The organism is Paraburkholderia haematera, from assembly GCF_905220975.1.
GTDB classification, from domain to species: Bacteria; Pseudomonadota; Gammaproteobacteria; order Burkholderiales; family Burkholderiaceae; genus Paraburkholderia; species Paraburkholderia haematera.
On sequence record NZ_CAJNBK010000007.1, the window covers coordinates 147,806 to 169,854 of the forward strand.

General features: G+C 58.2%; 24 protein-coding genes. 16 read left to right on the plus strand and 8 right to left on the minus strand.

Annotated features, from left to right (window positions below; translation table 11 throughout):
* The first annotated feature begins 548 nt into the window (after positions 1-548).
* Positions 549-3,086 carry a penicillin-binding protein 1A gene (locus KHO23_RS15385; RefSeq protein WP_211612072.1) on the plus strand — a complete coding sequence of 846 codons (2,538 nt, stop codon included), beginning with the start codon at positions 549-551 and terminating at the stop codon, positions 3,084-3,086.
* A gap of 58 nt (positions 3,087-3,144) precedes the next feature.
* On the opposite strand, the gene KHO23_RS15390 is transcribed toward KHO23_RS15385, so the two are convergent.
* On the minus strand, positions 3,145-4,263 hold the full coding sequence (locus KHO23_RS15390) for a porin (RefSeq protein WP_211612073.1): 1,119 nt from the start codon (positions 4,261-4,263) through the stop codon (positions 3,145-3,147).
* A 399-nt stretch (positions 4,264-4,662) separates the two neighbouring features.
* On the opposite strand from KHO23_RS15390, the gene KHO23_RS15395 reads away from it, so the two are divergent.
* Complete coding sequence (locus KHO23_RS15395) at positions 4,663-5,034, plus strand: hypothetical protein (protein ID WP_236066860.1); 372 nt, start codon at positions 4,663-4,665, stop codon at positions 5,032-5,034.
* 72 nt (positions 5,035-5,106) lie between these two features.
* Here the strand turns inward: KHO23_RS15395 and KHO23_RS15400 are convergent, their stop codons facing one another.
* A complete protein-coding gene (locus tag KHO23_RS15400; RefSeq protein ID WP_211612074.1) occupies positions 5,107-5,538 on the minus strand; it encodes a cupin domain-containing protein in 432 nt (143 codons plus the stop codon).
* Positions 5,539-5,642: 104 nt separating this feature from the next.
* Positions 5,643-6,080: a carboxymuconolactone decarboxylase family protein gene (locus tag KHO23_RS15405; protein WP_211612075.1), complete on the minus strand. Its 438-nt coding sequence runs from the start codon at positions 6,078-6,080 to the stop codon at positions 5,643-5,645.
* Positions 6,081-6,545: 465 nt separating this feature from the next.
* Here KHO23_RS15405 and KHO23_RS15410 point away from each other — a divergent pair, with 465 nt between their 5' ends.
* The gene (locus tag KHO23_RS15410) at positions 6,546-6,890 is read left to right on the plus strand and encodes a YciI family protein (RefSeq protein WP_236066861.1); all 345 of its coding nucleotides are present in this window, start codon (positions 6,546-6,548) and stop codon (positions 6,888-6,890) included.
* A 456-nt stretch (positions 6,891-7,346) separates the two neighbouring features.
* Here the strand turns inward: KHO23_RS15410 and KHO23_RS15415 are convergent, their stop codons facing one another.
* Positions 7,347-7,676 carry a helix-turn-helix domain-containing protein gene (locus tag KHO23_RS15415; protein ID WP_211612076.1) on the minus strand — a complete coding sequence of 110 codons (330 nt, stop codon included), beginning with the start codon at positions 7,674-7,676 and terminating at the stop codon, positions 7,347-7,349.
* A gap of 512 nt (positions 7,677-8,188) precedes the next feature.
* Between KHO23_RS15415 and KHO23_RS15420 the strand changes: the two genes are divergently transcribed.
* From KHO23_RS15420 to KHO23_RS15455, 8 genes are all read left to right on the plus strand, one after another.
* Entirely contained in the window at positions 8,189-8,359 is a 171-nt protein-coding gene (locus KHO23_RS15420) for a hypothetical protein (RefSeq protein WP_236066862.1), read from the plus strand.
* Positions 8,356-8,577 carry a hypothetical protein gene (locus KHO23_RS15425; RefSeq protein ID WP_200652653.1) on the plus strand — a complete coding sequence of 74 codons (222 nt, stop codon included), beginning with the start codon at positions 8,356-8,358 and terminating at the stop codon, positions 8,575-8,577. The genes KHO23_RS15420 and KHO23_RS15425 overlap by 4 nt, the downstream gene beginning before the upstream one ends.
* A gap of 223 nt (positions 8,578-8,800) precedes the next feature.
* Positions 8,801-8,944, plus strand: coding sequence for a hypothetical protein (locus KHO23_RS15430; RefSeq protein ID WP_211612078.1), 144 nt, complete (start codon positions 8,801-8,803; stop codon positions 8,942-8,944).
* 18 nt (positions 8,945-8,962) lie between these two features.
* Complete coding sequence (locus tag KHO23_RS15435; protein WP_211612079.1) at positions 8,963-9,133, plus strand: hypothetical protein; 171 nt, start codon at positions 8,963-8,965, stop codon at positions 9,131-9,133.
* A gap of 18 nt (positions 9,134-9,151) precedes the next feature.
* The gene (locus tag KHO23_RS15440; protein WP_211612080.1) at positions 9,152-10,942 is read left to right on the plus strand and encodes a replication endonuclease; all 1,791 of its coding nucleotides are present in this window, start codon (positions 9,152-9,154) and stop codon (positions 10,940-10,942) included.
* A gap of 14 nt (positions 10,943-10,956) precedes the next feature.
* Positions 10,957-11,220 (plus strand): ogr/Delta-like zinc finger family protein, encoded by a 264-nt coding sequence (locus tag KHO23_RS15445; RefSeq protein ID WP_211612081.1) that lies wholly within the window; start codon positions 10,957-10,959, stop codon positions 11,218-11,220.
* A complete protein-coding gene (locus KHO23_RS15450) occupies positions 11,217-11,429 on the plus strand; it encodes an ogr/Delta-like zinc finger family protein (protein WP_211612082.1) in 213 nt (70 codons plus the stop codon). Before KHO23_RS15445 ends, KHO23_RS15450 begins: the two co-directional genes overlap by 4 nt.
* A 262-nt stretch (positions 11,430-11,691) precedes the next feature.
* Positions 11,692-12,468 (plus strand): hypothetical protein, encoded by a 777-nt coding sequence (locus KHO23_RS15455; RefSeq protein ID WP_236066865.1) that lies wholly within the window; start codon positions 11,692-11,694, stop codon positions 12,466-12,468.
* Positions 12,469-12,556: 88 nt separating this feature from the next.
* Here the strand turns inward: KHO23_RS15455 and KHO23_RS15460 are convergent, their stop codons facing one another.
* Together KHO23_RS15460 and KHO23_RS15465 are read right to left on the minus strand one after the other, a co-directional pair.
* Positions 12,557-13,345: a hypothetical protein gene (locus KHO23_RS15460; RefSeq protein ID WP_211612083.1), complete on the minus strand. Its 789-nt coding sequence runs from the start codon at positions 13,343-13,345 to the stop codon at positions 12,557-12,559.
* A complete protein-coding gene (locus tag KHO23_RS15465; protein WP_211612084.1) occupies positions 13,345-13,827 on the minus strand; it encodes a hypothetical protein in 483 nt (160 codons plus the stop codon). The genes KHO23_RS15460 and KHO23_RS15465 overlap by 1 nt, the downstream gene beginning before the upstream one ends.
* Before the next feature lie 246 nt (positions 13,828-14,073).
* Between KHO23_RS15465 and KHO23_RS15470 the strand changes: the two genes are divergently transcribed.
* The 5 genes from KHO23_RS15470 to KHO23_RS15490 all read left to right on the plus strand — a co-directional run bounded on the left by KHO23_RS15470 (position 14,074) and on the right by KHO23_RS15490 (position 19,113).
* On the plus strand, positions 14,074-14,583 hold the full coding sequence (locus KHO23_RS15470; RefSeq protein ID WP_211612085.1) for a Pycsar system effector family protein: 510 nt from the start codon (positions 14,074-14,076) through the stop codon (positions 14,581-14,583).
* A gap of 2 nt (positions 14,584-14,585) precedes the next feature.
* A complete protein-coding gene (locus KHO23_RS15475) occupies positions 14,586-15,428 on the plus strand; it encodes an adenylate/guanylate cyclase domain-containing protein (RefSeq protein WP_211612086.1) in 843 nt (280 codons plus the stop codon).
* A 188-nt stretch (positions 15,429-15,616) separates the two neighbouring features.
* Positions 15,617-16,864 carry a DUF5677 domain-containing protein gene (locus tag KHO23_RS15480; RefSeq protein ID WP_211612087.1) on the plus strand — a complete coding sequence of 416 codons (1,248 nt, stop codon included), beginning with the start codon at positions 15,617-15,619 and terminating at the stop codon, positions 16,862-16,864.
* Positions 16,865-17,366: 502 nt separating this feature from the next.
* Entirely contained in the window at positions 17,367-18,170 is an 804-nt protein-coding gene (locus KHO23_RS15485; protein WP_211612088.1) for a hypothetical protein, read from the plus strand.
* Positions 18,171-18,285: 115 nt separating this feature from the next.
* Complete coding sequence (locus tag KHO23_RS15490) at positions 18,286-19,113, plus strand: hypothetical protein (RefSeq protein ID WP_211612089.1); 828 nt, start codon at positions 18,286-18,288, stop codon at positions 19,111-19,113.
* 35 nt (positions 19,114-19,148) lie between these two features.
* Here KHO23_RS15490 and KHO23_RS15495 read toward each other — a convergent pair whose 3' ends face one another.
* The gene (locus KHO23_RS15495; RefSeq protein ID WP_211612090.1) at positions 19,149-20,192 is read right to left on the minus strand and encodes a phage portal protein; all 1,044 of its coding nucleotides are present in this window, start codon (positions 20,190-20,192) and stop codon (positions 19,149-19,151) included.
* On the minus strand, positions 20,189-21,967 hold the full coding sequence (locus KHO23_RS15500) for a terminase ATPase subunit family protein (protein WP_211612091.1): 1,779 nt from the start codon (positions 21,965-21,967) through the stop codon (positions 20,189-20,191). The genes KHO23_RS15495 and KHO23_RS15500 overlap by 4 nt, the downstream gene beginning before the upstream one ends.
* Positions 21,968-22,049 lie beyond the last annotated feature (82 nt).

The window sequence follows — 22,049 nt, forward strand, 5'->3', positions numbered from 1 at the left end:
CGTGCGCGGTGGGGGCCGTCGGCTTCGCCTCGGCGAAGCACAGAAAATATAGGTGATTCAGAATGTCCCGCCCAGAGCTCCGCGCGGCGGCAAGCCGCGGCGTCGAATGCAGGACTGAATTCGCACTTCGAATGAAGCGCTGGCGCAGCGGAGAAGGGGATACGCCTGCGAATCGCTGCGGCGGGTGAAACTCGCGCGCGAAACCGAACAGACGGTTCCAGGAAATACGCGTCGGCGCGCGCAGCGTCGCCGGAAGTATGACTGCCTTGTCACTGACGCCGAATGCGCGAGAACACGGATTCCAGATGCACCACTACCGTGGCTGCGCGGGGGACCCGCTTAAGAATTAGCGGTGTGAGCCGCTTTCTCTTGCTTACTTCTCTTTGCGGCGGCAAAGAGAAGTGAGTGCCGCCCCGCACAGGGGCAACGCTAATAGACCACTAACAAATCAAGGAAAGGCCAAAACCATAAAAAACCACCCCCCAAACAAACCGCCGAGCAGGCCCCTGCTACGATGCTGCCTTTGTCAAGCAGAACGGTAACCCCGAGTGAAGCGCCTGATCCCCCAATTCCTGCAGATCCTTGAAAAAGGACTAACCCAGGCAAACCAGCCCATTGCCCGGGCCCTATGGCACCTGCGCCATCCCACGCTGCGCGGCATGGCATGGGCTTGCGCCGCGATCCCGGCGCTCTTCGTCGTGTATGTCCTGGCCCTGATCCCATTCACGCCCAGCATCGGCGACATCCGCAAGGCGAAAATCGAGCAGCCGGCCCAAATCCTCTCGGCAGACGGCAAACTGCTTGCCGAATTCAAGCCCTCGAACCGCGAGTGGGTGAAACTCAAGGACATCTCGCCAAACGTGGTGAACGCGCTCATCGCCACGGAAGACCATCGCTTCTATCAGCATTTCGGGCTCGACTGGCGCCGCACGGCATCGGCCGCGCTGCATACGTTTTCCGGCGACCGTCAGGGTGGCTCGACCATCACCCAGCAACTCGCCCGCAATCTTTATCCGGACGAAATCGGCCGCGCGCCCACGCTGACCCGCAAGATCAAGGAGGCGATTACCGCCTTCAAGATCGAGGCGCTCTACACCAAAGACGAGATCCTCGAAACCTACCTCAACACGGTGCCGTTCCTCTACAACGCCTATGGCATCGAGATGGCGGCACGAACCTATTTCGATAAATCGGCCGGCGACCTGAACGTGCTGGAAAGCGCAACGCTGACCGGCATGCTCAAAGGCAATAGCTACTACAACCCGGTGCTCAATCCGGAACGCGCCCTGCAGCGCCGTAACACGGTTCTCGCGCAAATGGTCAAATACGGCAAGCTCACGCCCGCGGCCTACACAACGCTCGCGCGCCGTCCCTTGCGTATCGATTTCGAGCGGCAAACCGAGCCGCCCGGACCCGCGCCTCACTTCGCACAGCAACTGCGCAAGTGGCTCGCAGCATGGGCCGATCGTAACGACTACAACCTGTATTCCGACGGCCTGGTCGTACGCACCACTATCGATTCACGCTTGCAGGCCATGGCCACCCAGGCCGTGACCTTGCAGGGCAACCAGTTGCAGGGCATTGCAAACTCGGCGTGGGGCACGCGTGCGGGTTGTGCGGGTGGCCGCGACCTGTTGCAGACTTTCCTGCGCGAAACGCCCGACTATCGCGCCGCGAAAGACGCGGGCCTCACGGACGACGAGGCGCTCAAGCGCGTCTCGTCCGACCGCAACCTGGTCCAGGCGGTGTGCGAATCCAAAACCCGGGTGCAGGCGGACTTTCTCGCGATGGACCCGCGCAACGGCCAGATCAAGGCATGGGTCGGTAGCCGCGACTTCAGCCAGGACCCGTTCGACCACGTCCAGCAGGCGCGGCGTCAGCCGGGCTCGACCTTCAAGCCGTTCGTCTACGCCGCGGCCTTCGAAGACGGCGCCAAACCCTCCGATACGTTTATCGACAAGCCCGTCGAGATTCCGCTGGCCGGCGGCGAAGTCTGGCGTCCGAGCGACGAGGACGAACCGAGCGAGCGCGCCATCAGCCTGCGCGACGGCCTCGCGTATTCCCGCAACCGGATCACTGCCCAGTTGATGGAAACGGTCGGTCCGAACAAGGTCGCGAGACTGGCGCGCGCCATGGGCGTGCGCGACAGCGAACTCGACCCGGTGCCCTCGCTCGCGCTGGGCACGAGCCCGGTGACGCTGAAGGAAATGGTTTCGGCCTACGGCACGATCGCCAACCTCGGCGGTTACGTGGAGCCGGTGATGGTCACGCGTATCGAAGACCGCAATGGCGAGGTGCTGGCCGAGTTCGCGCCGGTGGCGCCCAAGCAGGAACTGCCGGCCGCCGCCGCCCGCACGCTCGTCGACGTGATGCGCGACGTGGTGAGCCGGGGCACGGGTTCGAGCATTCGCAGCCGCTTCGGCGTTCGCGGCGATGTCGCGGGCAAGACGGGTACCACGCAGGGTAACGCCGACGGCTGGTTCATCCTGATCCAGCCGCAGCTCGTGGCCGGGGCGTGGGTCGGCTTCAACGACAGCCGGGTGACCTTGCGCAGCGACTACTGGGGACAGGGGGCGCACAGCGCCTTGCCGATCGTCGGCGACTTTTTCCAGCGCGCGCAACGCTCGAAGCTGGTCGACAGCCGCATCAGATTCGCGACTGACCAGACACCGGGCTGGTTTGAGGAACGGTCGGGCAGGTTGCGCGAGTGGTTCCAGCATCTGTTTGCGGCGCCGCCCGCGAAGACGGAGGCGCCGGTTGTCACGCGCAATCCGGCGCGACACGCGCCTGCCGTTACTGCATCGGCTTCGGAATCTGCGTCAGCGTTTGCGTCCGCCACGGATATCGAGCCGAAGCCGCTCCCGGCACAGCCGCCGCTTCTTCAAGCGCCTGTGCCAGCGAGCGGGGTGGCAAGCGGAGTGGCAAGCGGGACGGCGAACGGGTCAGTCGACGGTGAAACGCATGGAAGCGGCGAGCCGGCTCTCGCGCCGACACCCACGCCGGACGACAACGCGCCGCCGGACACAGGCGAGGGCACGGCACGCCCGCTCGTGGGCGCGTCGGCGAGCGTCAGCACTTCGCCCTGACGGAGAAGGGCCGGCGCCAAAGCCGCCGGCCCCGAGCCGCCCCCTGCCGCGGTTCGCCTTAGAACCGATGCGTCATACCCACCGTCGCAAGAATCTGCTTGGTTCCGGGTGCCGTCACGGTCACGCCCGGCCAGCTCACCGTGGCGGTGCCGTTGTTCTTCATGTAACCCGCCCGCATGTACAGACTCGTCCGTTTGGATAGCGCATGGTCAGCCCCCAGTTCAATGCTCGACGTACTGTCATGCGCGCCACGCACGCTGCGTTGAACGCCCGCAATCGTGACCGTGTCGGCCGGGGTTGCCTGGATCGTCGCGCCCAGCTCCGCAATGCTCAGCGAATGACCGGTCCCCAGGTGGGCGGCCAATGACCCGTGCGCCGGGTCCTCCGCGCGATTGAATGAGTAGTTGAACTGGAGGTTCACGATGCCGATCCGGTAGGCGAGGGCGCCGATGAAATGCTCGGTGCCCAGCAGGCTCAGCGAAGTAGGGAGGCCGGCGATGGTGACTTGTCCCGGATGCTGGTTCACGTACGCAAGACCCGCGTAGAAACCGTAGCCCGAGTAAGTGGCCGCCACGTTCAGCATGTTGCCGGTGGTGGCCGGCACGGGCTGGCTCACCGTGGCGGTGAACGCATACATGCCGTAAAACTTCAGGCCGTTCAGATCCGGGGATTGATACATGACCGAATTGCTGGCCCGCCCGGAATCGTATTGCGTCGAGAGCGTATTCCGATCGACCGCGAGGACGTTGGCCGAAAACGGCGACAACACTTCGTTCGCGCGAAACGGATCGGACGGATAGATGACCCGGAAGCTCGGCTCGTACTGACGCCCCATGGTCAACGTACCGTATTTCGCGTCGCTCAGGCCGACCCATGCCTGACGATAGAAGAGCGCCGAGGTGTCGGCGAACAGCCCGCCGTTGTTCACGTTAAAGCCCGATTCGACGTTGAACTGCGCCGACAGGCCGCCACCCAGGTCTTCCGTGCCCTTCAGGCCGAACAGGGAACCGGTCGAGCCGCCGCTCTTTTCGGCATACGAGTGGACGCCGCCGTTGTCCAGATACTGGATGTTCGCATCGACAACGCCGTACAAGGTCACACTCGACTCGGCGGCCGCGGCGCCACCGGCGGCAAGAATCAGCGTGGCTCCGCAAACGCCATGATTGATAAAACGCATGCATGTCTCCTCTTTTTATATCCGCCTGTTACGGACTTGATTGCACAGCCTTGCTGCAAGGGCGAGTGCGGTCTGGATTCATCGGCCCCGACCGGTCACGGTCAAAATGGCATGACCGTGCTAATTTCAAGCCAACTGACGGGATAAAGCCAGTGCATTGTTTTTATGAGAAGAGTGCAGAAACTGCATGAGATGGAGAGACCATGAAAACCTTGGCTAGCCCGGCGGAATGACGCTGTTCGCCCATCGCGCCAACGACTTGCGAAGTCCCTTCCCGGCATGGCCTGCCGTCGATTGTTAAGGCGTATGCAACAGTGTTTTCAGGTGACGAGGCTGATCTGGCACGCCTGATTGCGCATAATTTCGGGATTGACAAAACGGTTAAAAATGTAGGCGAATATGTTCAACCCTGTCTCAGATCACAGGCTCGATCAGGAGCGGGCAGCGCTCGCGCTGCGGCCCGGAAGCGCACTGTCGAGGCGGGCTCGCGCGCTTGTCGCGGCGCTGGCCGCGTGCGCCAGCCTGGCGGGATGCGCATCGGCGACCGACGTGGTCGCCACTGACAAACCCGGCACTTACACGGTTGCGGCGAGCGCGACTGGCGGTCGGATGGCCTGGGCCCGCGCGCATGAACAGGCAGTAAGCGAGGCGCGTGAGTTCTGCGAGCGTCGTGGCATGCAGATCAGTGTCACGACTGAAACGGTGAGCGGCGTGCAGATGATGACCGAGCACGCATCGTCAGTGAGTTTCGAATGTCATCCGAAGTTCTAAAAAAACGCGCCAGCCGGTGAGGGCGGCGCGGCGGGATGTGCGCGAGAGGCGTCTGCCTCTCACACGACGCACTCACTGCTTGTCGAACGTGACCAGATTTTTATCCTTCGTGTCCGCCACAAAAATAGCTAGCAGCTTCGCGGGTTGCGTATCGCTCGCGTTTTCGCTGACCGTATGATGCGCGCCGGGCTTTTCGGTCCAGTGTTCGCCCGCATGAAAGACGCGCACTTCGCCGTCGTTGACACGGCTGCGGATCGCACCTGAGAGAACATAGCCGACCACAAAGGCCTGTCCATGCCGATGCGGTAGCGACTTGCCTCCGGGCGCATAGTCGACGACAAGCGCCGTCATCGTTTTGCCCGGAACGTTGGCGATTGCCTCGGTAAACGCCGGCGTAATCGTTTCCTGTGTAGCGGCTGCATCGGCGGCGAATACGGTTTCGGAGATTCCCGCGACGGCAAGACCGGCGAGCGCTGCCGTCGCGATAAGCGTACGAATATTCATGCGACTACTCCTGGCTCAACGCCATAGCATCGTTGTTCTGTTTTAAAAGTGAGGCCGGCTCCGGCTTCGCCGGAGCGGCCCCGTTCGCCGCGCCAGCGGTATGCTCAGGCTGGCAACTTGCGAAACGCGATCGCGAAGCGGTTCCACGCGTTGATGGCGGAGATCAGCAGTGTCAGGTCGACCAGTTCCTCGTCGCTGAAATGCGGGCGTACGGCTTGCCACACAGGGTCGGGTACATGTTCTTGCGACACCAGCGTGAGCGCTTCGGTCCATTCGAGGGCGGCGCGTTCACGGTCGGTGAAGAAGGGCGTTTCACGCCAAACCACGACGGTCGCCAGGCGCCGCTCGGATTCGCCGCCTTTGCGGGCGTCGGTGGTGTGCATATCGACGCAGAACGCGCAGCCGTTGATCTGCGACGCGCGCAGACGGACCAGTTCAGTCAGCGATTTTTCGAGGGCCGATTTGCCGATGCGTTCTTCGACGCCGACCAGCGCCTTGATGGCGGCGGGGTTGGCTTTGTAGAAGTCGAGGCGTTGTTCCATGATTCACTCCTTGATGGGTTGGCCTCACTCAGTGGGCCGGCGAGTGAAGATTAGGACGCTAACTGGCCTTATTAAATAGCCAGTTTTGTCAATTTTCAGGTAGCCATTTTTGGAGAGTGAATCTGCCCGGCACACTAGCGTGCTGCGGGTGTTGCATCCGGTATCGGTGGGCGAAGCGGACGCGGCGTACCGGAATGAACGCGGGCGGGCAAAGTCATCGGCCCCCAACCCGCAGCGACCTTTGCCAAGCTCAGGTCCGTGTCTTTCAAATGGGCGTTAATGAAGGCCTTGGCCTGCTCGAACCGGGCACATCGGGACGTCGTGGTATTTGTGCGGTTCTTGTCTGAATTGGCACGGGCAAGGCGCAGATTGGCTCGCCTCGAGTCCGCGGGCAGCACTGGTTCAGGCAAGACCAGGAAAAATCGGATCATTCGGTAAACCACAGGACGTGCAGCACATCCGGTTATGCAGCAATGGACGATACTGAATCCCTTCTTTGGCCAGTTTGGCCTCGATAGGGAACTGCAAAACATGAACTGGATCGTTTACTGCACCGATAAGCTTGGTGCGCATGGGCTTCGCGATGCCAATACGCCGAAGCATCGTGCCTATCTGGAGACCAGGCCGATCGTTCTTGTCACCTCCGGTCCGCTGGTGGACGACGCTGGTGAGAAAAAGATCGGCAGCTTCTTTCTGGTGGAAGCGCAAACACGCGAGGAAGTCGAGGCGTTCAATCGTAACGATCCGTTCTTCGCGCTGGGACTTTGGGACGAAGTCAGAATTCACCGTTTTCATCGCCGTGTGGGCTGACCGAATTCTCGCCTCGCGTTGCACCGGCAAGGAAACGAACCGGTAGTTCGAACAGAGCATCACATAAGCCCATGCCGGGCGACGCGCCGATGGCAAAGAACGCGTTTTCGAGCAGGGCATGGCGCGATCGGAAGCACGGGACGCGGTGGTCGCGGGTGTCCCGCTGCGCGTTCATTAACAAAATTTAATGAGCATCCGGCGGCTCGACCGTTGCGTGAAGCGCGGCGGCGCCGGGCCGGTCCGGTCCGGTCCGGTCCGGTCCGGGAGCATCGACAGTCAACGTGCTGTTCCGTCTGAGTTCAGAACAACGCCAGTGCCGCTGTTGCCGTTCGCCATCGGGGATGATGTGTACTACATGTGCCGCCAATTCATGTTGGCCCGCGGCTTGGCCGGTTCGCAGCGGTTCGCGTCCTTTAATTGACATAATATAAAGAAGTTCTCTAACTAAAGCTGGCGTTACACCTGCGGGACCCAAGCCCCACAAGCGTTAGAGGGTAGCGCCAGCCACCGAAAACCCTTGGAAAATTTTTCCAGGAGACCAGACCAAACAGCGCGTGCCTCATCACTTTTCGCGCGCTCGATTTGCATCGCAAAAAGAATCTCTGCCGGATCGATTTCGCACAGATGGGCAAGTTTGATCGCCATCGCGTCATCAAAATGGCTACGGCCCTTGCGGTAGTTCGTGATGCCAGAAGGGCTCACGCCAAGCAACTTCGCAAGCGCGTAGTCGGACGGAAGGTCCCGCTTGATCTTCGCTAGATCAAGGTAGTGATCGCAGCTCTTCATGGAAAAACCCCTTTAATTTCAACCCGAAGCAAAGGTACTGCAAGTACCTTGCTAGTGCAATATGCAAGAAACTTGCAATTGCAAGGTACTTGCATGCTGCAAGAGTCTTGCATTATGCTTGCGCCTGTCGCCCGGCAACCGGTTCCCAACCCCGCCGGTGCTGGAATAGCTACCCAGCCGCCGGGCGAGTTTTACGCCGTACATCGTTCAAGGGGTTGAACAAGGGGAAGTCAAATGCAGCACATTTCGTTACAAGTCACACATTCTGGTTACAGACCGGCCGCGCTTAAGCGACAGGTTGTAGACGCTGCATGGCGTGCGCTTATGGACTCAATGCAGAAAATTCTTCGCAAGCGGACTTCGAGTGCGACGGGCGGTCTGGCAGGGGCGGACTGAGCCGGTGAATTGCCGGCTCCAATTGTCAGCCTCATTAAAGCGTGGCGGATAGACGCGAACGCCACGCCTTGATAACTACAGAGAACCAGTACCGAAGTGGAGATTTAATGTTGTCTATGAATCGGACTACTAACGTGATGGGCGACGAATCCGATGCGATTCGCCGCGAGTTGAATGCACACAATGAGGCGCAGCGCGCACGCTACCGGGCGCGCTGCGCAAGCATGTTTGTGATGCAAGCACGCCAACAAGCGCGCACGTACCTGACTGCCGTGGGTGTCGCATGACGGACGTTGATATTGAACAGGCGCAGCCGCGAACGGTGGCGCCGGGTGTCGTTGAGTGTGGTCCGTATTTTGAACGGCACGCGCGCGGCGGTTATTTCATGGTAGGGCGACGTCAGATCCACTGGTACGAGGAAACCGCGCCGCTCAGCTCGTCATACCTACTGACGCGTGACGAGGCGCTTGGCGCCGCGCTGCATGAGACACAAGGGCGCGAGTGAATCCCGAAATCGCTCCCAATGAGAAAAGACCCAGCCGTGGAGAGTTGATTGAAGACCTCGCGGCGTTTGGGGTCGGGGCGGGGGTGCTGGTACCCCCGTTCGTCGTTTACGCCCCGCCGCGTACCGCGCATGCGGACAGGGCTGCGGCCCGTGCGTTGGATGAATTGCGGCCCCTCCTAAACAAACTGGCACGGCGCCGCCGGGTCATTCGGTAGGAAATTTCATGAAGAAACGGAACCTCGATAAGCCAATGCCGTTGTGGGCAATCTGGCTGATTTCGGTCGTTGCAATCCTCGCGTGGTGTGGTGTGCATGGGGAGACGCAAGACCAGGAGGCCGCCTCGGCGCGGCCCTACGTTTGTAGCTGATAGGCGAGGGAACAGGGAATGTACGTCTATATCGAATCAGAGCGAGTCCAAGGCGACGACGGATTTACCCGTGTCAATTACACCGTGGGTTTCTATGACCCGTCCGGCGAGTGGCGGCCGGAATCCGATCACGGTTCACCACAAGAAGCGGCCCGCCGGGTGGCGTGGCTGAACGGCAAACCTGCCTGAGCGCGCGGCAAGTAAGCGATGTGGATCTACGCCAACGCCGTTGCGACTGAACTGCCGAAGCTGCCCGATGTGCAGAAGGCACGTAAGCGCCTCCCATATAAATGGTATCGCCGAGCATATCGCACGGCCGAGGGCGCCGGTCGAGAGAGCGCTCGCAAGAGCGGTGCGCCGAATCTTTTCGACATGAATGCCGCCGCGCGCACCATGGCCGCGTTTGTGGGCGAACACGCGCCTGATTCCATGCCAGTGCGCCCCGATGCATCCGATTACGAAATCTGCATGAAGGCGCGCACGCTCGCCAACGATTTTGTTCTTCGTGCGCTCGGACTCGACGCCAATCAGGCGCTCGTAGTCGCGGCCCGCACATGCGCCGCATATGGTGTGCCAATGCCGGCATTCGATGAACCGGCGCAACAGGTGCTACGTGTGAAGTGCGAACTGTGGTGGCGGCGGCAACTAAGGCGCCTGCATATCCGGTCGCTGGAACATTCGAATATCCGCCTGCATTACGTTCACTACAAGGCAGAGCCGTACGCGAGCGATGAAGCCGTGCGCCGGCGCATTGCGCAGAACCGACGCAACGCGGCCACGCTCGAAGCTGTCACGCTAGAAAACGAACTCGGCCACCGTTTCACGCTCGCCGAGCTGGCAGCAAAGAGCATTTCCAACAAGGCACTTAAGCGCGGCGAGCTGATGACGCGCCTACGCGGTTGTGAAGATCTCGCAGTCGCGGCCCACTTTGAAGGCGTGATGTTCACGCTTACTTGCCCGAGCCGTTTTCATGCCATCCGGCAATTGGGCAACGGCATCCGGTTCATTCCGAACAAAAAATACAGCGGCGCCTCGGCCCGCGATGGGCAGGTGTATTTGCGAAAGGTGTGGGCGCGGATTCGTGCGCAGCTCAAGCGCGAGGGCGTGACCTATTTCGGCATGCGCGTGGCAGAGCCGCACCACGACGCTACCCCGCATTGGCACGGCCTGATTTTCTCGAACGATGTAGACCGCGTTTGCGCGGTGATGCGCGCCCACGGCCTGCGCGATTCGGGCAACGAGGCAGGGGCACAGGAACGGCGTGTGAAGTTTGAGCGAATCGACAGCGCCAAAGGCTCGGCAGTTGGCTACATCGCGAAGTACATCGCCAAGAACATCGACGGCCATGCAGTCGGCGACCACAAGACGCAAGAGGGCTATATCGTCCAAGCGGATATGTGGGGCGAAGACGAAATTACACCATCGCAACGCGTGGAAGCTTGGGCCGCGCTGTGGGGCATTCGCCAGTTCCAGCAGTTCGGCGGTGCGCCTGTTGGCGTGTGGCGTGAGCTGCGGCGTGTGAAGGCTGAAGACCTGCCGACCGCCGAAGAATCCCCCGCAATCGTGGCGGCATGGCATGCGGCACAGAAGACCGATACCCATAAAGCGGATTGGGCGCAATACGCGCGCGCCATGGGCGGCGTTGCCGGCGAAGAACGCCTCATTTACGTGAAGCGCACCACGCAGCACAGGGAAGGTCGCTACGGAATTGCGCCGGTCAAAGTACCGCACGGCGTGGCGGCAACGGGTATTGCCTACATCGTGGACGGTATGTGTGCGTACTCGAAAGAAACAGAGATTTTTGTTCCGGCTACTCGCTACGAGTGGCGGAAGGTTGAGCGCAGCGGCGAAGCCGCGAGCACTCGGACTTGTGTCAATAACTGTACGCGCAGCGTTCGGCCAGGGGTGGCCGATCCGATTGCGCAGATGGATCGCAGCAACGAAATCAGCGTCGGTGGGGAAGGGGACGGCGCGAAATGGGGTCAATGGAATCTGTAGAGCGAGGAATTCCCATGACACAAATGAAGATCGATTGCCCGTGCTGCGGCGGCGAAATTGACGCACGCCATACCGAAGGTCTTTCTACAACGCTGCGGCGCATGTACTTCGTTTGCGAGGACTGCGGCTATCGCACCCCGGCGGGCTTTGAAATCCTGTTCTCACTGTCGGCGTCGTCCAGGCCGCGCGAAGGCGTGTCGCTCGAAGTGCGGCCGTCGCCGACGCTGCGCGGCGCGGTCAACGCGCGCACAACGATGAATCGGGAGAAACGGCCGTGAGATTCACAATCGCTTGCCCGCATTGCGACGCTCGCGGCATTGCGCGCGCGATGGAAAAGAAGTCGGCGACGGATTGGGAAATTGACTTTCAGTGCGATGACGTGACGTGCGGTCACACGTACCGCACGAAGCTCGAAATGTTCCCGCCTGAACTGCCTATACCTAAGCGGCAACGGCGAAGCAACACTGAATTGCAGTTTGATCTTTAACCAGCTCCAAGGGGAGCGAAACGGAATGTCTATGCCAATGAGAGCACCACCAGCACTACTCGCGCTCGCGCTCGCGGCCACCATAACGTCAACCTGTTTATCGATAGTCGCCGGATGGCAGCGGGGCGGGTTACTTACGGAGCGTGTGCTCCTGGTTTGCGTGGGCGTCGTGCTGGTCGTCGCCGCTCATTTGCTCCCTGCATTGTGCCGCCCGCATGATTGGCGGATTCGGGTGCTCGGCCTAGTGCTTTGGAGTGCCTGCATGACGGCAACCTGTTACGGCCACGCGGTGTTTTTCGTCATGGCTCAGAAACATGCCGGCGAGGTCCGCGCGGCGGCCGTCCCGGTAATCTCAGCTCCTAGTCGTAATCTGGCAGAGATCGCGAGTGACCGCGCCGGCGCCGTTGCCCGACTGGCCCGCGTGACCGAGCGTCGATGCGGCGGCCAATGCGCAGCGGTTCGTATGGAACGCGCAACTCTTAATGCGCAACTCGTCGCACTCGACGCCGAGTCGGCCGAAGTGACGCGTCGCGAATTGACGCTCGAGCGTGCGGACGCAGCGCGCACGACGGCGAAAGCTGATCCGGTTGCAGGGTTGTTGACCGCGTTCGGCGTATCCACCAGCCGGGTCGATCTGATAGTCGGTATGGCGTTCGCCGTCGTGCTTGAGGGCATTGCCTGCTTCTGCTGGTTGCTGGCGCTCAGGTTTTCCGACCGGCCCTTTGCGGTAGTCACGCCCGAGCAGGAAGTTAGTCATGGACTGCCAGTCACGCCGGTAACGCCGGCGAGTAATGCCGTCGCGCCAGTCGGTAACGATGCGACCGGACCGGAGAAGACATCCAGCTCACGGGCTTCTGAGAAGGTGGCTGACGTGACCAACGTCCTGACCGCGATCCATGACGGAACGCTGCGCGGCACGGTAATAGAGATTCGGAAGCACCTCGGATGCTCCCAAGCGAAAGCGGCAGCCGTTCGCAGAGAGATTGCGCAGCACACGAAGTCCATTAGCTCCGTGACTGACGCAATAAGCCGATCCTGAGAGATACGGCATGCAGGTTCGTCGCGGCCGCACATCGAGGCCTACGTCACTGCCTTCGCCGGCCACGATCGTGCGCTGTAATTCGATGTTAGCGCGGTCTGCGCTTATGGTCTTGGCGTTTGTTTAGAACCTTTGCATTTGAGTCTAAATAAGGGAATCGATTTGTCGACATCAATATAGATTGGGCTTCAAGCGTACCGTCATCTGTATATTTCTCGCCTTTTTTGTACGGAGTGATTTTAAATGACAACTTGTCCTTGAACCCTAATGCCGTCTTGGTTGCAACAATTCGACACCGCTTGTCTGCAGGGTTTTTAACGGTCGCGAGATGATTCGCCCTTATTTTTCGGTGAATGACTTCACACAACCGACCCATGTATGGTTTGTTTCGAAGGTGATCGCATTTAGAGTAATTCTGCCCGCAGATTGAGCATTCGAGATATCCAGATGTAAATCCGGCGCTCAAGAACGTTTGCGGAGGAAAAATTATCGACTCAATTTCTTCAAGTCGCTTCATTTTCGCGTTCAAGTTACCAAATCCAATGTGTGATCGAGCTGCGTCAGCGATCCCCATTTGCGCCGCAACCAATTGCTCCCACGCTTTATTTGGGTCGTCTTTTTTCAAAAAAATCCACATTCGCAGTTCGCACAATATCGCTCCAATCGCACACTCGAAGCCAAGAAACAAGTTTGCATCGGACTCGCTACCGTGGGTGATCGCCTGATGCTTGAACGACGTCGCCTCGTGCAGTAGATCTTCCAAGGCGTCGCAGCGTTCTCGTTGTTTAACAGTCATCCTTGCAGGCGAAAGATAGGCCTCACTCTCGGTAATTGCTACATTGAATTTGTCAATTATGGACTGCAAAGTTAATGTCATTATTTAAGCCTCTCTACAACCGCGACGACCGAATTTAAATTTTCCGGTGACCCTTCATAGGCAATTTTCTTGTAAGATCCGTCTGCGGATTCAATAACAATATTTAAAGATACCTTCCCCTGACTGCCGCCTTTAAAAAGGTCCGAGAGATAGTTGGTCAGTAGGCCAAGAATTACTGTAGTGAGATTGGGGTCTTGTGTTAAAAGACTTGCAGAGAACAAAAGGGTCGGTCCAAACCACTCGTAGCTGTAGTTTTGGATGTAAGGCGGTTGATGTTCATCATCAAATAATTCGGTGTAAGGTATTTTGTTGATACGGAGCAGCGTTCGAACAGTATCTGCTTCGGTCTGCTGGAGCAATTGGTCAACCGATTTCGCATCGTCCAAATTATCTGGCAGCAGCGATAGTCCATTGACTTTACCAAGACCGAGGCTTTCGAGCTTTTTGGAGACTGAAGCGACGTCGGTTATCTGAATACTCATCTACGTCATCCTGTTTAAATAGCTGGTTGTGGGTTGGGTAGCCGCCAAAATTCAGAATCAAGTCGTTCGCGCCCCATGATGCATGCGGGAAGGTAGCACGGTCCAATGGTTGGAGGTACTGGATCGCCTACAGACCTGTGCGCACCGTCCCTAACTGGTTGGCACGATGCGTTTTCGGTTGGTCCCAACTAAATATGGAACAAAGGGAGTAGGATGCTCTACATATGGTAGGGGTGAGCAGATCCGATGAACGACGCAGAGCAGGTAAAGACCTTCCAAGCGATGGCGGAAGTTTCCAGAAAATGGGTTACGACCCTTGATGCTAAGGCGGGCTTTTTGGTCGCCATCAATGGGGCATTGCTCGGGTTTGTTTTTTCGAGCGCGAAGCTTACGGATTGCCCTTTGCACTGGGTAAGAGTACCCGCGTATGTTGCTGCGGCCCTCGCTTTGGCGTCACTTCTGCTGGCTGCAACCGTCGTATTTCCGCGAATCAAGCTCGACGTTAGTCCGTCAGTCGGGGCAGTCACTTTCTTTGCCTACGTTGCGAGCAAATATGCCGAGCCTGACGGCAAACGGTTTGTTGTTGATGTATTTGCCATGAGCGATCGTGATTTGGCACGCGAAGCGCTCGAACAACATCACGCTATCAGTCACGTGGCCATGATCAAGAACACTCGGGTTACGCACGCTTCGACCTGCTGGCTCGGGGCGCTTATCTTCACCGTCGGAGCAGTACTCATTAAAGCAGCGGGGTGAGAATGGAAAGCAACTGGCGCAACTATACGTCCGACGACAGCGATGATCGGCTCCAGGAGATTCTTGACGCTCCGGCTGGCTCTTATGAAGAACTGGACTACATTCCCGATCGTGCGCGCCTTACTTACAGGAACGGTTTCTACGTCAACTGCACTGCAGTATTCATTGACATTCGAGGAAGTTCCAAGCTACCCGCGTTGCACACCACCCCGGTGCTAGGGAAGATTTACCGCGCGTACATTAGTGAGTGCGTGGCGTTGCTGAATACATTTCGGCAGTGCAAGGAAATCTTTATCGCCGGAGACTGCGTGAGCGGAATCTTCGATACGCCTCTGAATGAGGACGTGGGGGCAGCCTTGCTGGCCGCGGGATCGCTGAATTCGCTGATTGCCCATCTCAACTACCGTCTCGAAAAAAAGGGATATGCCGCAATCAGTTGCGGCATCGGAGTTTCGTACGGTCGCGCGTTAATGTTGAAATCTGGTTACAACGGTTCCGGGGTAAATGACGTAGTTTGGATGGGGAACGTCGTCAATGATGCGTCGAATTTGTGCCATCAGGGCAACAAAGGCGGACGGAGTCCGGTTCAGGTAGCGACCACTGTTTATCAGAAGCAAGAAAAGCGGGTAAAAAACTTCCTGATGCCAGTTGGTGGAAATCTACTCTATCCAGCTGGCATAACGCATTACGAAGGCGACATCTGCAACATCGGGATGCGCGAATGGCTTAACAACAAGAAAGCGGCCATACCACTTAACGGTTTGCTGTCGTTGATGTCAGGCCAAGATGCATTCGCGAACCTAATTAGCTCGCCACCCAAAACGAAAAAAGTCAACTGGATTTGACTCCCGTGCAGCGCGGCGTAATACGGCGCTGCCGGTGCGAAAGTGCCTCGATGATTTCCGTGCTCGCCCAAATCTAACCCAATATGCGACGCGCTGAAAACAATCTACCAGAGTACGTGCACTGCGGAAACCCGGAGTGTCCGCGACGGTTGCGACTCCTCGATTACAGTTAGGAAAAGGCACCTTCGATGCACATCATCCAGCCATTGCTCGAGAAGCAGCTCAAAGAGATTCCCCGTCTCATAATGAGCAATTCCATTAAAGAGAAGCTTCTCGCGGCCGGCGTCGATCCAAGCGAGACGCTTGTGGATCAACTTGTCGAACATTCGTTCAGCGGAAATACAGAACCGTTTACGTGGGACGACGGGGAGCAAACCGAAAGCATGGGTACAAAGAACGTTACTCTGTCATTCTCAGACGAGGACGTCGCCAATGTTGAAGAGACCTGTGCTCGCTTCCTCGAAAACATTCCCACGATGATCGAGGAGGTATCAGGTGATATTGCCAAATCCCTTCTCAAGACGTTAAAGAAAAACTGGAAAGAGGAATATTCCCTTCAGATTCGCGACGAAAAAGGTTTCCGACGGCGCCTGGAAAAACGCTGGGGCAAAGCACTAGGAAAGTTGCGAATGCTCCTGACAATATCCATAGAACAGGCTTCAGAAGCGGCCAAGACGGAATCTCCCGACCGTTCGCAGTCGCGCGACGTGCTACATCGTTTGCACGTAAGGGCATGTCAAGTTACTCGGGAGATCATCACCCTGATGGAAAACGGCTTTGCCGATGGAGCTATGGCACGGTGGCGAACACTTCACGAGATTAGCGTCGTCACCGTCCTTTTGGTCGAACACGGCGAGCCGCTAGCGGAACGTTACGTGGCGCACAGAGCGATCGAAGCGAAAGCTGGAAAGGATCAATTTTTGCTCTGCTATGAACAATTGGGTTACGCGCCGTTAGACCCCGACGAATGCCGAGAAATCGACGAAGCCTATGATCGCGCCATAGCGAAATTCGGGAAAGAGTTCCGGACGCCGTACGGCTGGGCATTTGGTTTTGTGCAAAAGAACTCGCGCGGCGTCGTAGGCCTAGGAGAGTTGGAAGCCGCGGCGGGCCGATCTGCGCTAGCGTCTCATTACAAACTTGCTAGTCATAATGTTCACGCTGGACCGCATGCGCTGTTTTTTCGCCTTGGTTTGATGGGCGAGCCAGGTTTGCTTGCGGGGGCTAGCAACGCTGGACTCATGGAGCCTGGACAAAATACCGCGGTCAGTCTTGCGCTGATATCGATTCTTCTCGCTAACGACCGCGACACGTTGGACGGCGTGGTCACGATGAAGCTCGTGCAAATACTCAAATACGAAATCGGCGAAGAATTTGCCAAGGCCGAACGCAAACTCCAAGAGGATCATGCACGCTATACCGGAGAGGCCGGATGATTGTGGCGCGACGGCATCTAGTCTCAAAACACTCAACATGAGCAACACACGGTGAAACGCATTCGAAGCCAGCGCTGCAACCGACGGAAACTCCTGCTGCACGCATCAAATTGCATCACTCGGCCGGCCTCGAAATCCCCCCGAACCCGGCACAAGCTGGCACTACACCGGCCGGCGGCCTAATGCATCACAACCGGCCACCCAAGAGGAGGGCAGGCGGGGAGGGGGACTGCGATCTTGCAGCAACGGCGGCTGACTCGGCCTCTGCAGCCTTCCGGCGGCATCGGACCGTCCTTGGTGGCTTCCCCGAGCCCATTCAAGCCCGTTGCAAGCCCGCAAAACGCACCCGCGAGCCACCGCCGAACGACCCTTACCCTCTTGTCGGCGCTATTTAGCTTTGAACTGTGCAAGCATATGGCGCAGGGCTTTGTGTCGAGTATGCTCACGTAAGGATGAACTGCGCGTTCGACTAACTCTGAACTTTCTGATTGCCATTCCACTGATGACCGCCCGCAACTTCACGACGTTTTATCTTGCAAAGGTAGACCTTCCGGTTGTACTTGAACCGCACAAGTTCTACGTTTCGGAAGCGAGAAAGAGATTACTGGCGCAGTTCAGTGATATCGAGCGCGAGGCGCAGGAAGCAGAGGCGGAACATTTGGAAACGTCCGGACGGAATTTTGATCCGGATCGAGACGATCCCGCAGACGCGTACGAGGATGCATATCAAAAGGGCGTGTCCCGCTGGATGGCACTCACCGAGATGCAGAACACGATCACACTCGCACTAACCGCTGGGATGTTTCACCAGTTTGACAAAGCCTTACGTGACAAGGCAGTCCGGGAATTCAGTCACTGGCTTGATAGAGAGAAAATTGGTCCAATTATTTGGGATCTTGGCTTTCCTCGATTAATGGAACTGCTTGAATGGCTTGGCATGGAAATCGTGGAAAAAGACTTCTTCAGGAAGCTTGATGCCTGCCGACAGGTTGTGAACGTCTACAAGCACGGCGATGGAAACGCGCACCGCGATTTGTCGTCCAAGTTCCCTGAGTACTACGGTCGCTTCAAGGAAGAAGACCTACCGTGGTTCCGCGCCCGTCACGAGGACTTGACGGTGAGTGAAGCGCAGTTCGTTGAATTTTCCGACGCTATTACTGCCTTCTGGTTAAATATTCCAGAGTACAGCTTTTGGTCTCAGTCGAGAGAGGCGCCAACGTGGCTGGGGCTAGAAATCAAAAAGCAAGAAAAACGGCTCGACAAAATGAACTCTACGTTGCCCGCGCGTGGTGGTCGAATCGACTAATTGCGCGCGAGGCTGACTATCACGATCTGAGGCCACTTTAAGACCTGGATTTCTGCGACGGTGTGCCGGCATCTGCCCGGTGGCGAACCATTTCCAAGCTAGGATTGCTGAGACGATGAACGCATCAAATCCGATTGACTACCAGGTGCCGCCTGGCTGGGGAGATGACCCGCTGTCCGAGTTCCAGTGGGCCGGGATGAAAAACGAGTTCGCGAGTTTCGTCCACGCTCCGGGGTGGCGGAATGCTCTGAGCGCGATAGCCGAAGATCTTTCAAAATGCTCGGCTTACGCTATTTCCGGCGCCTTCGAAGTTGATGACCCTGCGGCTGGTTTTCTATTCATGACTGCCCATAACCATTTCCTGGCTTCGGCACGTCTTGTCTCGTCAGGGCAATGTTTGTCAGCTTATGCAACCGGGCGTGCTGCGGTGGAATCGGCTTTGTATGGATGGTATCTGGCGGGAAAACCGGACGCTTGTCAGCGCTGGCACGACAAACCCAAGACGCGGGGCGAACGGAAGAAGTGGGATCAGGAATTTAGATTCTCAGCGCTCTCTGACGCGCTTTCAATGATCAGCGAGGATGCATCGAAGTGGGCGAAAGAGATGCATCAAACGGCGATTGATTTCGGAGCCCATCCGAATAAGGAAGCGCTCTATTCCAACATGAGGCTTGAGACGACCATGGAAGGCAGGCGGTTGACGATGGAGTTTCTTCATACGTCGCGGGCGGCCTCACTCTCTGCGACCAAGTTCGTAATAGAGACCGGGATGTTCGTCGTTACTCTGTTCGGTAGAGCCTACCCTGACGCTGATCGGTTCCACGGACTGGTGAAAGCGGCGTCCCGTCACGCAGAAGCTCTGCGCGCCCTAGTGGCTGAGTATGCACAGGTCGTCAAGGATGACGTGCAGGGCCTTAGCGCACCCCATGACGGTATTCCATAGGGGCGCCAACTTGGGCTGAAGTTACCCCGGGATGCTCAGGCCGCGGCGGCCGCTCGCTTGATGCTGTAGGGATTGAAGCGTACGACCTCATCGCCGATCCACTCGTTGAGTTGCGTAAAGCGGCGCTGTAGCGGTTCGATTTCGTTCGCACCGAATACCTCGGCCGCCGTATCTGCGGCCCCAAACCCGCCTGTATTGCTAGGCACCACGCCGATAAGCTGCGGCGGTACGCGGTGCGCGGCGAGCAGGTCGTCGCGTGTCACATTCTTGATGTTGAAAAACTCGTCTTTCGCCGTGACCTCGGACACCGGGATTAGCTGAATCCCTTCCTTTTTGCCGTTCGGCGCGTACATGAACAGGTTGCGGAAATTGCCCGGTCCCTTGCTGTTTTTCAACGCCTCGCGCAACGTGTCAACGTCCTCCTGCTTCTGAGCGGCATCTGTCATGTACAGGATAAACCCGGCATGCGATCCGTTCTCATAGTAGCGCCGGCGAAACAGCGTTGCCGACTCGTTCAACCATGCCGCGTGCAGTGCGCCGAGATATTCAGGCAGGCCATACACTTCCTGGTTGATATCCGGTTCCATCAAATTGAAGATCGCGCCAGGTTCGAATTCGTGCTTTTCCTGTATGCCGTTGACCTGAAAGAAGCGCTGCAAATCTGTCGCACGGCGCATGTACTTCGCCGGCGCCCGCTTGAGCGCGAGCGTGCCGCCGAGCCGGTTCTTTTGCCTCTCGATCGGGCCATTGCCAAACACCAGGAAATCAAGCGCCCACTTGTCGAATTCCTCGCGCGTGAGCAACTTGTGTGGAATGAAAGTAGACGAAAGCACATTGCGCTTGAAGTAAATCGCGGAGCTGTGATGCACGCCGGCGCGAAATGACTTCGCGAGACCTGCGAACGACACCGGCGGCTCAAACCATTCGCCGGCCGACCAGCTCTCAACGTAATCCAGAATCTCGGCCCGATCCATAACCGGCATCGGGTCGCCGAATGTGAAGGCCTCGGCCCGCGCTGGCGGTGCTGCAGTTGGCGCCGGCGCTGCGGCGTGCGTGTGGTTGTGTCTGCGCTTGCTCAATTTGAAAACTCCATAAAGCCTGTGTTGTTGGCGGTAATGCCCTCTAGCGGTTCATTGCCGAGCGCGTGAAGGCAAGCCCATGCAAGGTCCGCGTGACCGGTTTCCTCGCTGCGGCTCGCCTCATAGGTCACATGCTTTCCGCTCGCCGTCATGGTTTTTCGGATAGCCATGAAGGATTGCGCCAGGTCCGTCCATCCCGCATCGAACTCGAGGCGGCCCTTACCGATCACCGACAGGCCTTTGAGTACGAGCCGCCCTTTAACCTCTGGCGAGTAGTTGAGCGCGACCGCGTTCGGGTAGAACTGGCGAACGAGCTGATACACGCCCTGGCCGATACCGGTCGTATCGATCGCCATGTATTCCACGTTGAAATCCTGTGTGATGCGCCTGATCGCATCGGCCTGGGCTTCGAAGTCCATGCCGCGCCATTGCTCCTTGTGGAGCACGCGAAACTTGCCACCGGGCACCGCCGGCGGCGCCACCACAATCAAGCCGGCCGAGTCTCCGGACAGGGCAGGGTCATAGCCGACCCATACAGGCCGGTAAGCGAAGGGGCGGGGCGCCAGTGGCTTGAAGTCTTCCCAAAGCTCCCACGAATCCACCATACAGCGCTGCAAGTCGGCGAGCGGGAAAATCGATGCCGTGTCATCAATGAAGTGACACATCAACAGGTTGAGATATTCCTCGGGGCTGTACTCGAGCCCCAGCTCGGCAAGATCGAACAGATTGCAACCGCCGGCCACTGCGTCTTCGACCGTCACGATCTGGCGCCACTGCCGATCCTCGCAAAGCCGGCCGCGTGCAAGCGCCTTGTGTGTGACGTCGAGGTGCAGATGATCGGCCTTGGCGCGGCCGCGGTTGAAATGGTCGCCAGTCCAGAAGGAATAGGCCTCATGCTGCATGCTCGATGGCGTGGAGAAATAGGTTTTTCTCCACTTGCTATGCATCGCCATGCCCGATGCGACCTTGTTCAGCTTGCGAAAGCCGCCGACCCAGAAATACTCATCGAAATAGAAGTTGCCGTGATAGCTCTGCGCGGTGCGCGCGTTCGTGCCGAGAAAGTAAAGCATTGCCTCGTTGGGCAACAGGATCGGCTCACCGGTCAAGTCAACGTCCGCGGCCTCGCGCGCAAACTGGCACATGTACTGCCGGAACACATGCGCCTGTGCCTTGCTGGCCGATAGAAAAATCTGATTCCGGCCTGTCTCGATCGCATCAACCAGCGCCTCACGGGCGAAATACCACGTCGCGCCGATCTGCCGCGATTTCAGGATGTTGCGCGTGCGCTGATCGCGCTGGCGATACCAGACTTTTTGATAGTCGAACAGCGAATCGCGGAAGGCCTCGACGATCCTGTCGCGCTGCTCGTCACTGAATTCGTTGCGTACTGCCTTGGCCTTGCGCGGCGCCGTGTTGCGCGCCTCAATCGCTGGGTTTAGATCGCTCTCCCTGCCTGTCTCGCCGTACTTTTGGACACGCGCCATGCGCTCAACCTGCCGCATGAGCAAATCGACTTCCTTGAAGTCGCGGCCGTCTTTTTCCGGCTTGGCAATCAACACCGCAAGCCGCGTTTCTAACGACGACTCGATGCGTTCAATCGGCGTCGCCTTGTCCCATTCATCGCGCTGTTTCCACGCTTCGACTGTCGCGCGCTTGATTTCCAGATGGCGCGCGATCGACGTGACGCGCCAACCCTGCCAGTAGAGCGCGCGGGCTATACGGCGTGGGTCGGCATTCGATTCAAGTACAGGGGCGATTTCAGCGGTTTCTAGCATGACCCCAAGTTTCTCGCGACGCGCGCGCGCAAGCATCCCTGGGCGTCTGTACCCATATCGGGAACATGTGCGAACCGTTGAG

What these genes read in the sequence shown, in the direction of transcription:
- KHO23_RS15390 (WP_211612073.1), bottom strand. Translation starts at nt 4,263, where the DNA reads ATGCGTTTTATCAATCATGGCGTTTGCGGAGCCACGCTGATTCTTGCC.
- KHO23_RS15395 (WP_236066860.1), top strand. Translation starts at nt 4,663, where the DNA reads ATGTTCAACCCTGTCTCAGATCACAGGCTCGATCAGGAGCGGGCAGCG.
- KHO23_RS15400 (WP_211612074.1), bottom strand. Translation starts at nt 5,538, where the DNA reads ATGAATATTCGTACGCTTATCGCGACGGCAGCGCTCGCCGGTCTTGCC.
- KHO23_RS15405 (WP_211612075.1), bottom strand. Translation starts at nt 6,080, where the DNA reads ATGGAACAACGCCTCGACTTCTACAAAGCCAACCCCGCCGCCATCAAG.
- KHO23_RS15410 (WP_236066861.1), top strand. Translation starts at nt 6,546, where the DNA reads ATGCAGCAATGGACGATACTGAATCCCTTCTTTGGCCAGTTTGGCCTC.
- KHO23_RS15415 (WP_211612076.1), bottom strand. Translation starts at nt 7,676, where the DNA reads ATGAAGAGCTGCGATCACTACCTTGATCTAGCGAAGATCAAGCGGGAC.
- KHO23_RS15420 (WP_236066862.1), top strand. Translation starts at nt 8,189, where the DNA reads ATGAATCGGACTACTAACGTGATGGGCGACGAATCCGATGCGATTCGC.
- KHO23_RS15425 (WP_200652653.1), top strand. Translation starts at nt 8,356, where the DNA reads ATGACGGACGTTGATATTGAACAGGCGCAGCCGCGAACGGTGGCGCCG.
- KHO23_RS15430 (WP_211612078.1), top strand. Translation starts at nt 8,801, where the DNA reads ATGAAGAAACGGAACCTCGATAAGCCAATGCCGTTGTGGGCAATCTGG.
- KHO23_RS15435 (WP_211612079.1), top strand. Translation starts at nt 8,963, where the DNA reads ATGTACGTCTATATCGAATCAGAGCGAGTCCAAGGCGACGACGGATTT.
- KHO23_RS15440 (WP_211612080.1), top strand. Translation starts at nt 9,152, where the DNA reads ATGTGGATCTACGCCAACGCCGTTGCGACTGAACTGCCGAAGCTGCCC.
- KHO23_RS15445 (WP_211612081.1), top strand. Translation starts at nt 10,957, where the DNA reads ATGACACAAATGAAGATCGATTGCCCGTGCTGCGGCGGCGAAATTGAC.
- KHO23_RS15455 (WP_236066865.1), top strand. Translation starts at nt 11,692, where the DNA reads ATGACGGCAACCTGTTACGGCCACGCGGTGTTTTTCGTCATGGCTCAG.
- KHO23_RS15460 (WP_211612083.1), bottom strand. Translation starts at nt 13,345, where the DNA reads ATGACATTAACTTTGCAGTCCATAATTGACAAATTCAATGTAGCAATT.
- KHO23_RS15465 (WP_211612084.1), bottom strand. Translation starts at nt 13,827, where the DNA reads ATGAGTATTCAGATAACCGACGTCGCTTCAGTCTCCAAAAAGCTCGAA.
- KHO23_RS15470 (WP_211612085.1), top strand. Translation starts at nt 14,074, where the DNA reads ATGAACGACGCAGAGCAGGTAAAGACCTTCCAAGCGATGGCGGAAGTT.
- KHO23_RS15475 (WP_211612086.1), top strand. Translation starts at nt 14,586, where the DNA reads ATGGAAAGCAACTGGCGCAACTATACGTCCGACGACAGCGATGATCGG.
- KHO23_RS15480 (WP_211612087.1), top strand. Translation starts at nt 15,617, where the DNA reads ATGCACATCATCCAGCCATTGCTCGAGAAGCAGCTCAAAGAGATTCCC.
- KHO23_RS15485 (WP_211612088.1), top strand. Translation starts at nt 17,367, where the DNA reads ATGACCGCCCGCAACTTCACGACGTTTTATCTTGCAAAGGTAGACCTT.
- KHO23_RS15490 (WP_211612089.1), top strand. Translation starts at nt 18,286, where the DNA reads ATGAACGCATCAAATCCGATTGACTACCAGGTGCCGCCTGGCTGGGGA.
- KHO23_RS15500 (WP_211612091.1), bottom strand. Translation starts at nt 21,967, where the DNA reads ATGCTAGAAACCGCTGAAATCGCCCCTGTACTTGAATCGAATGCCGAC.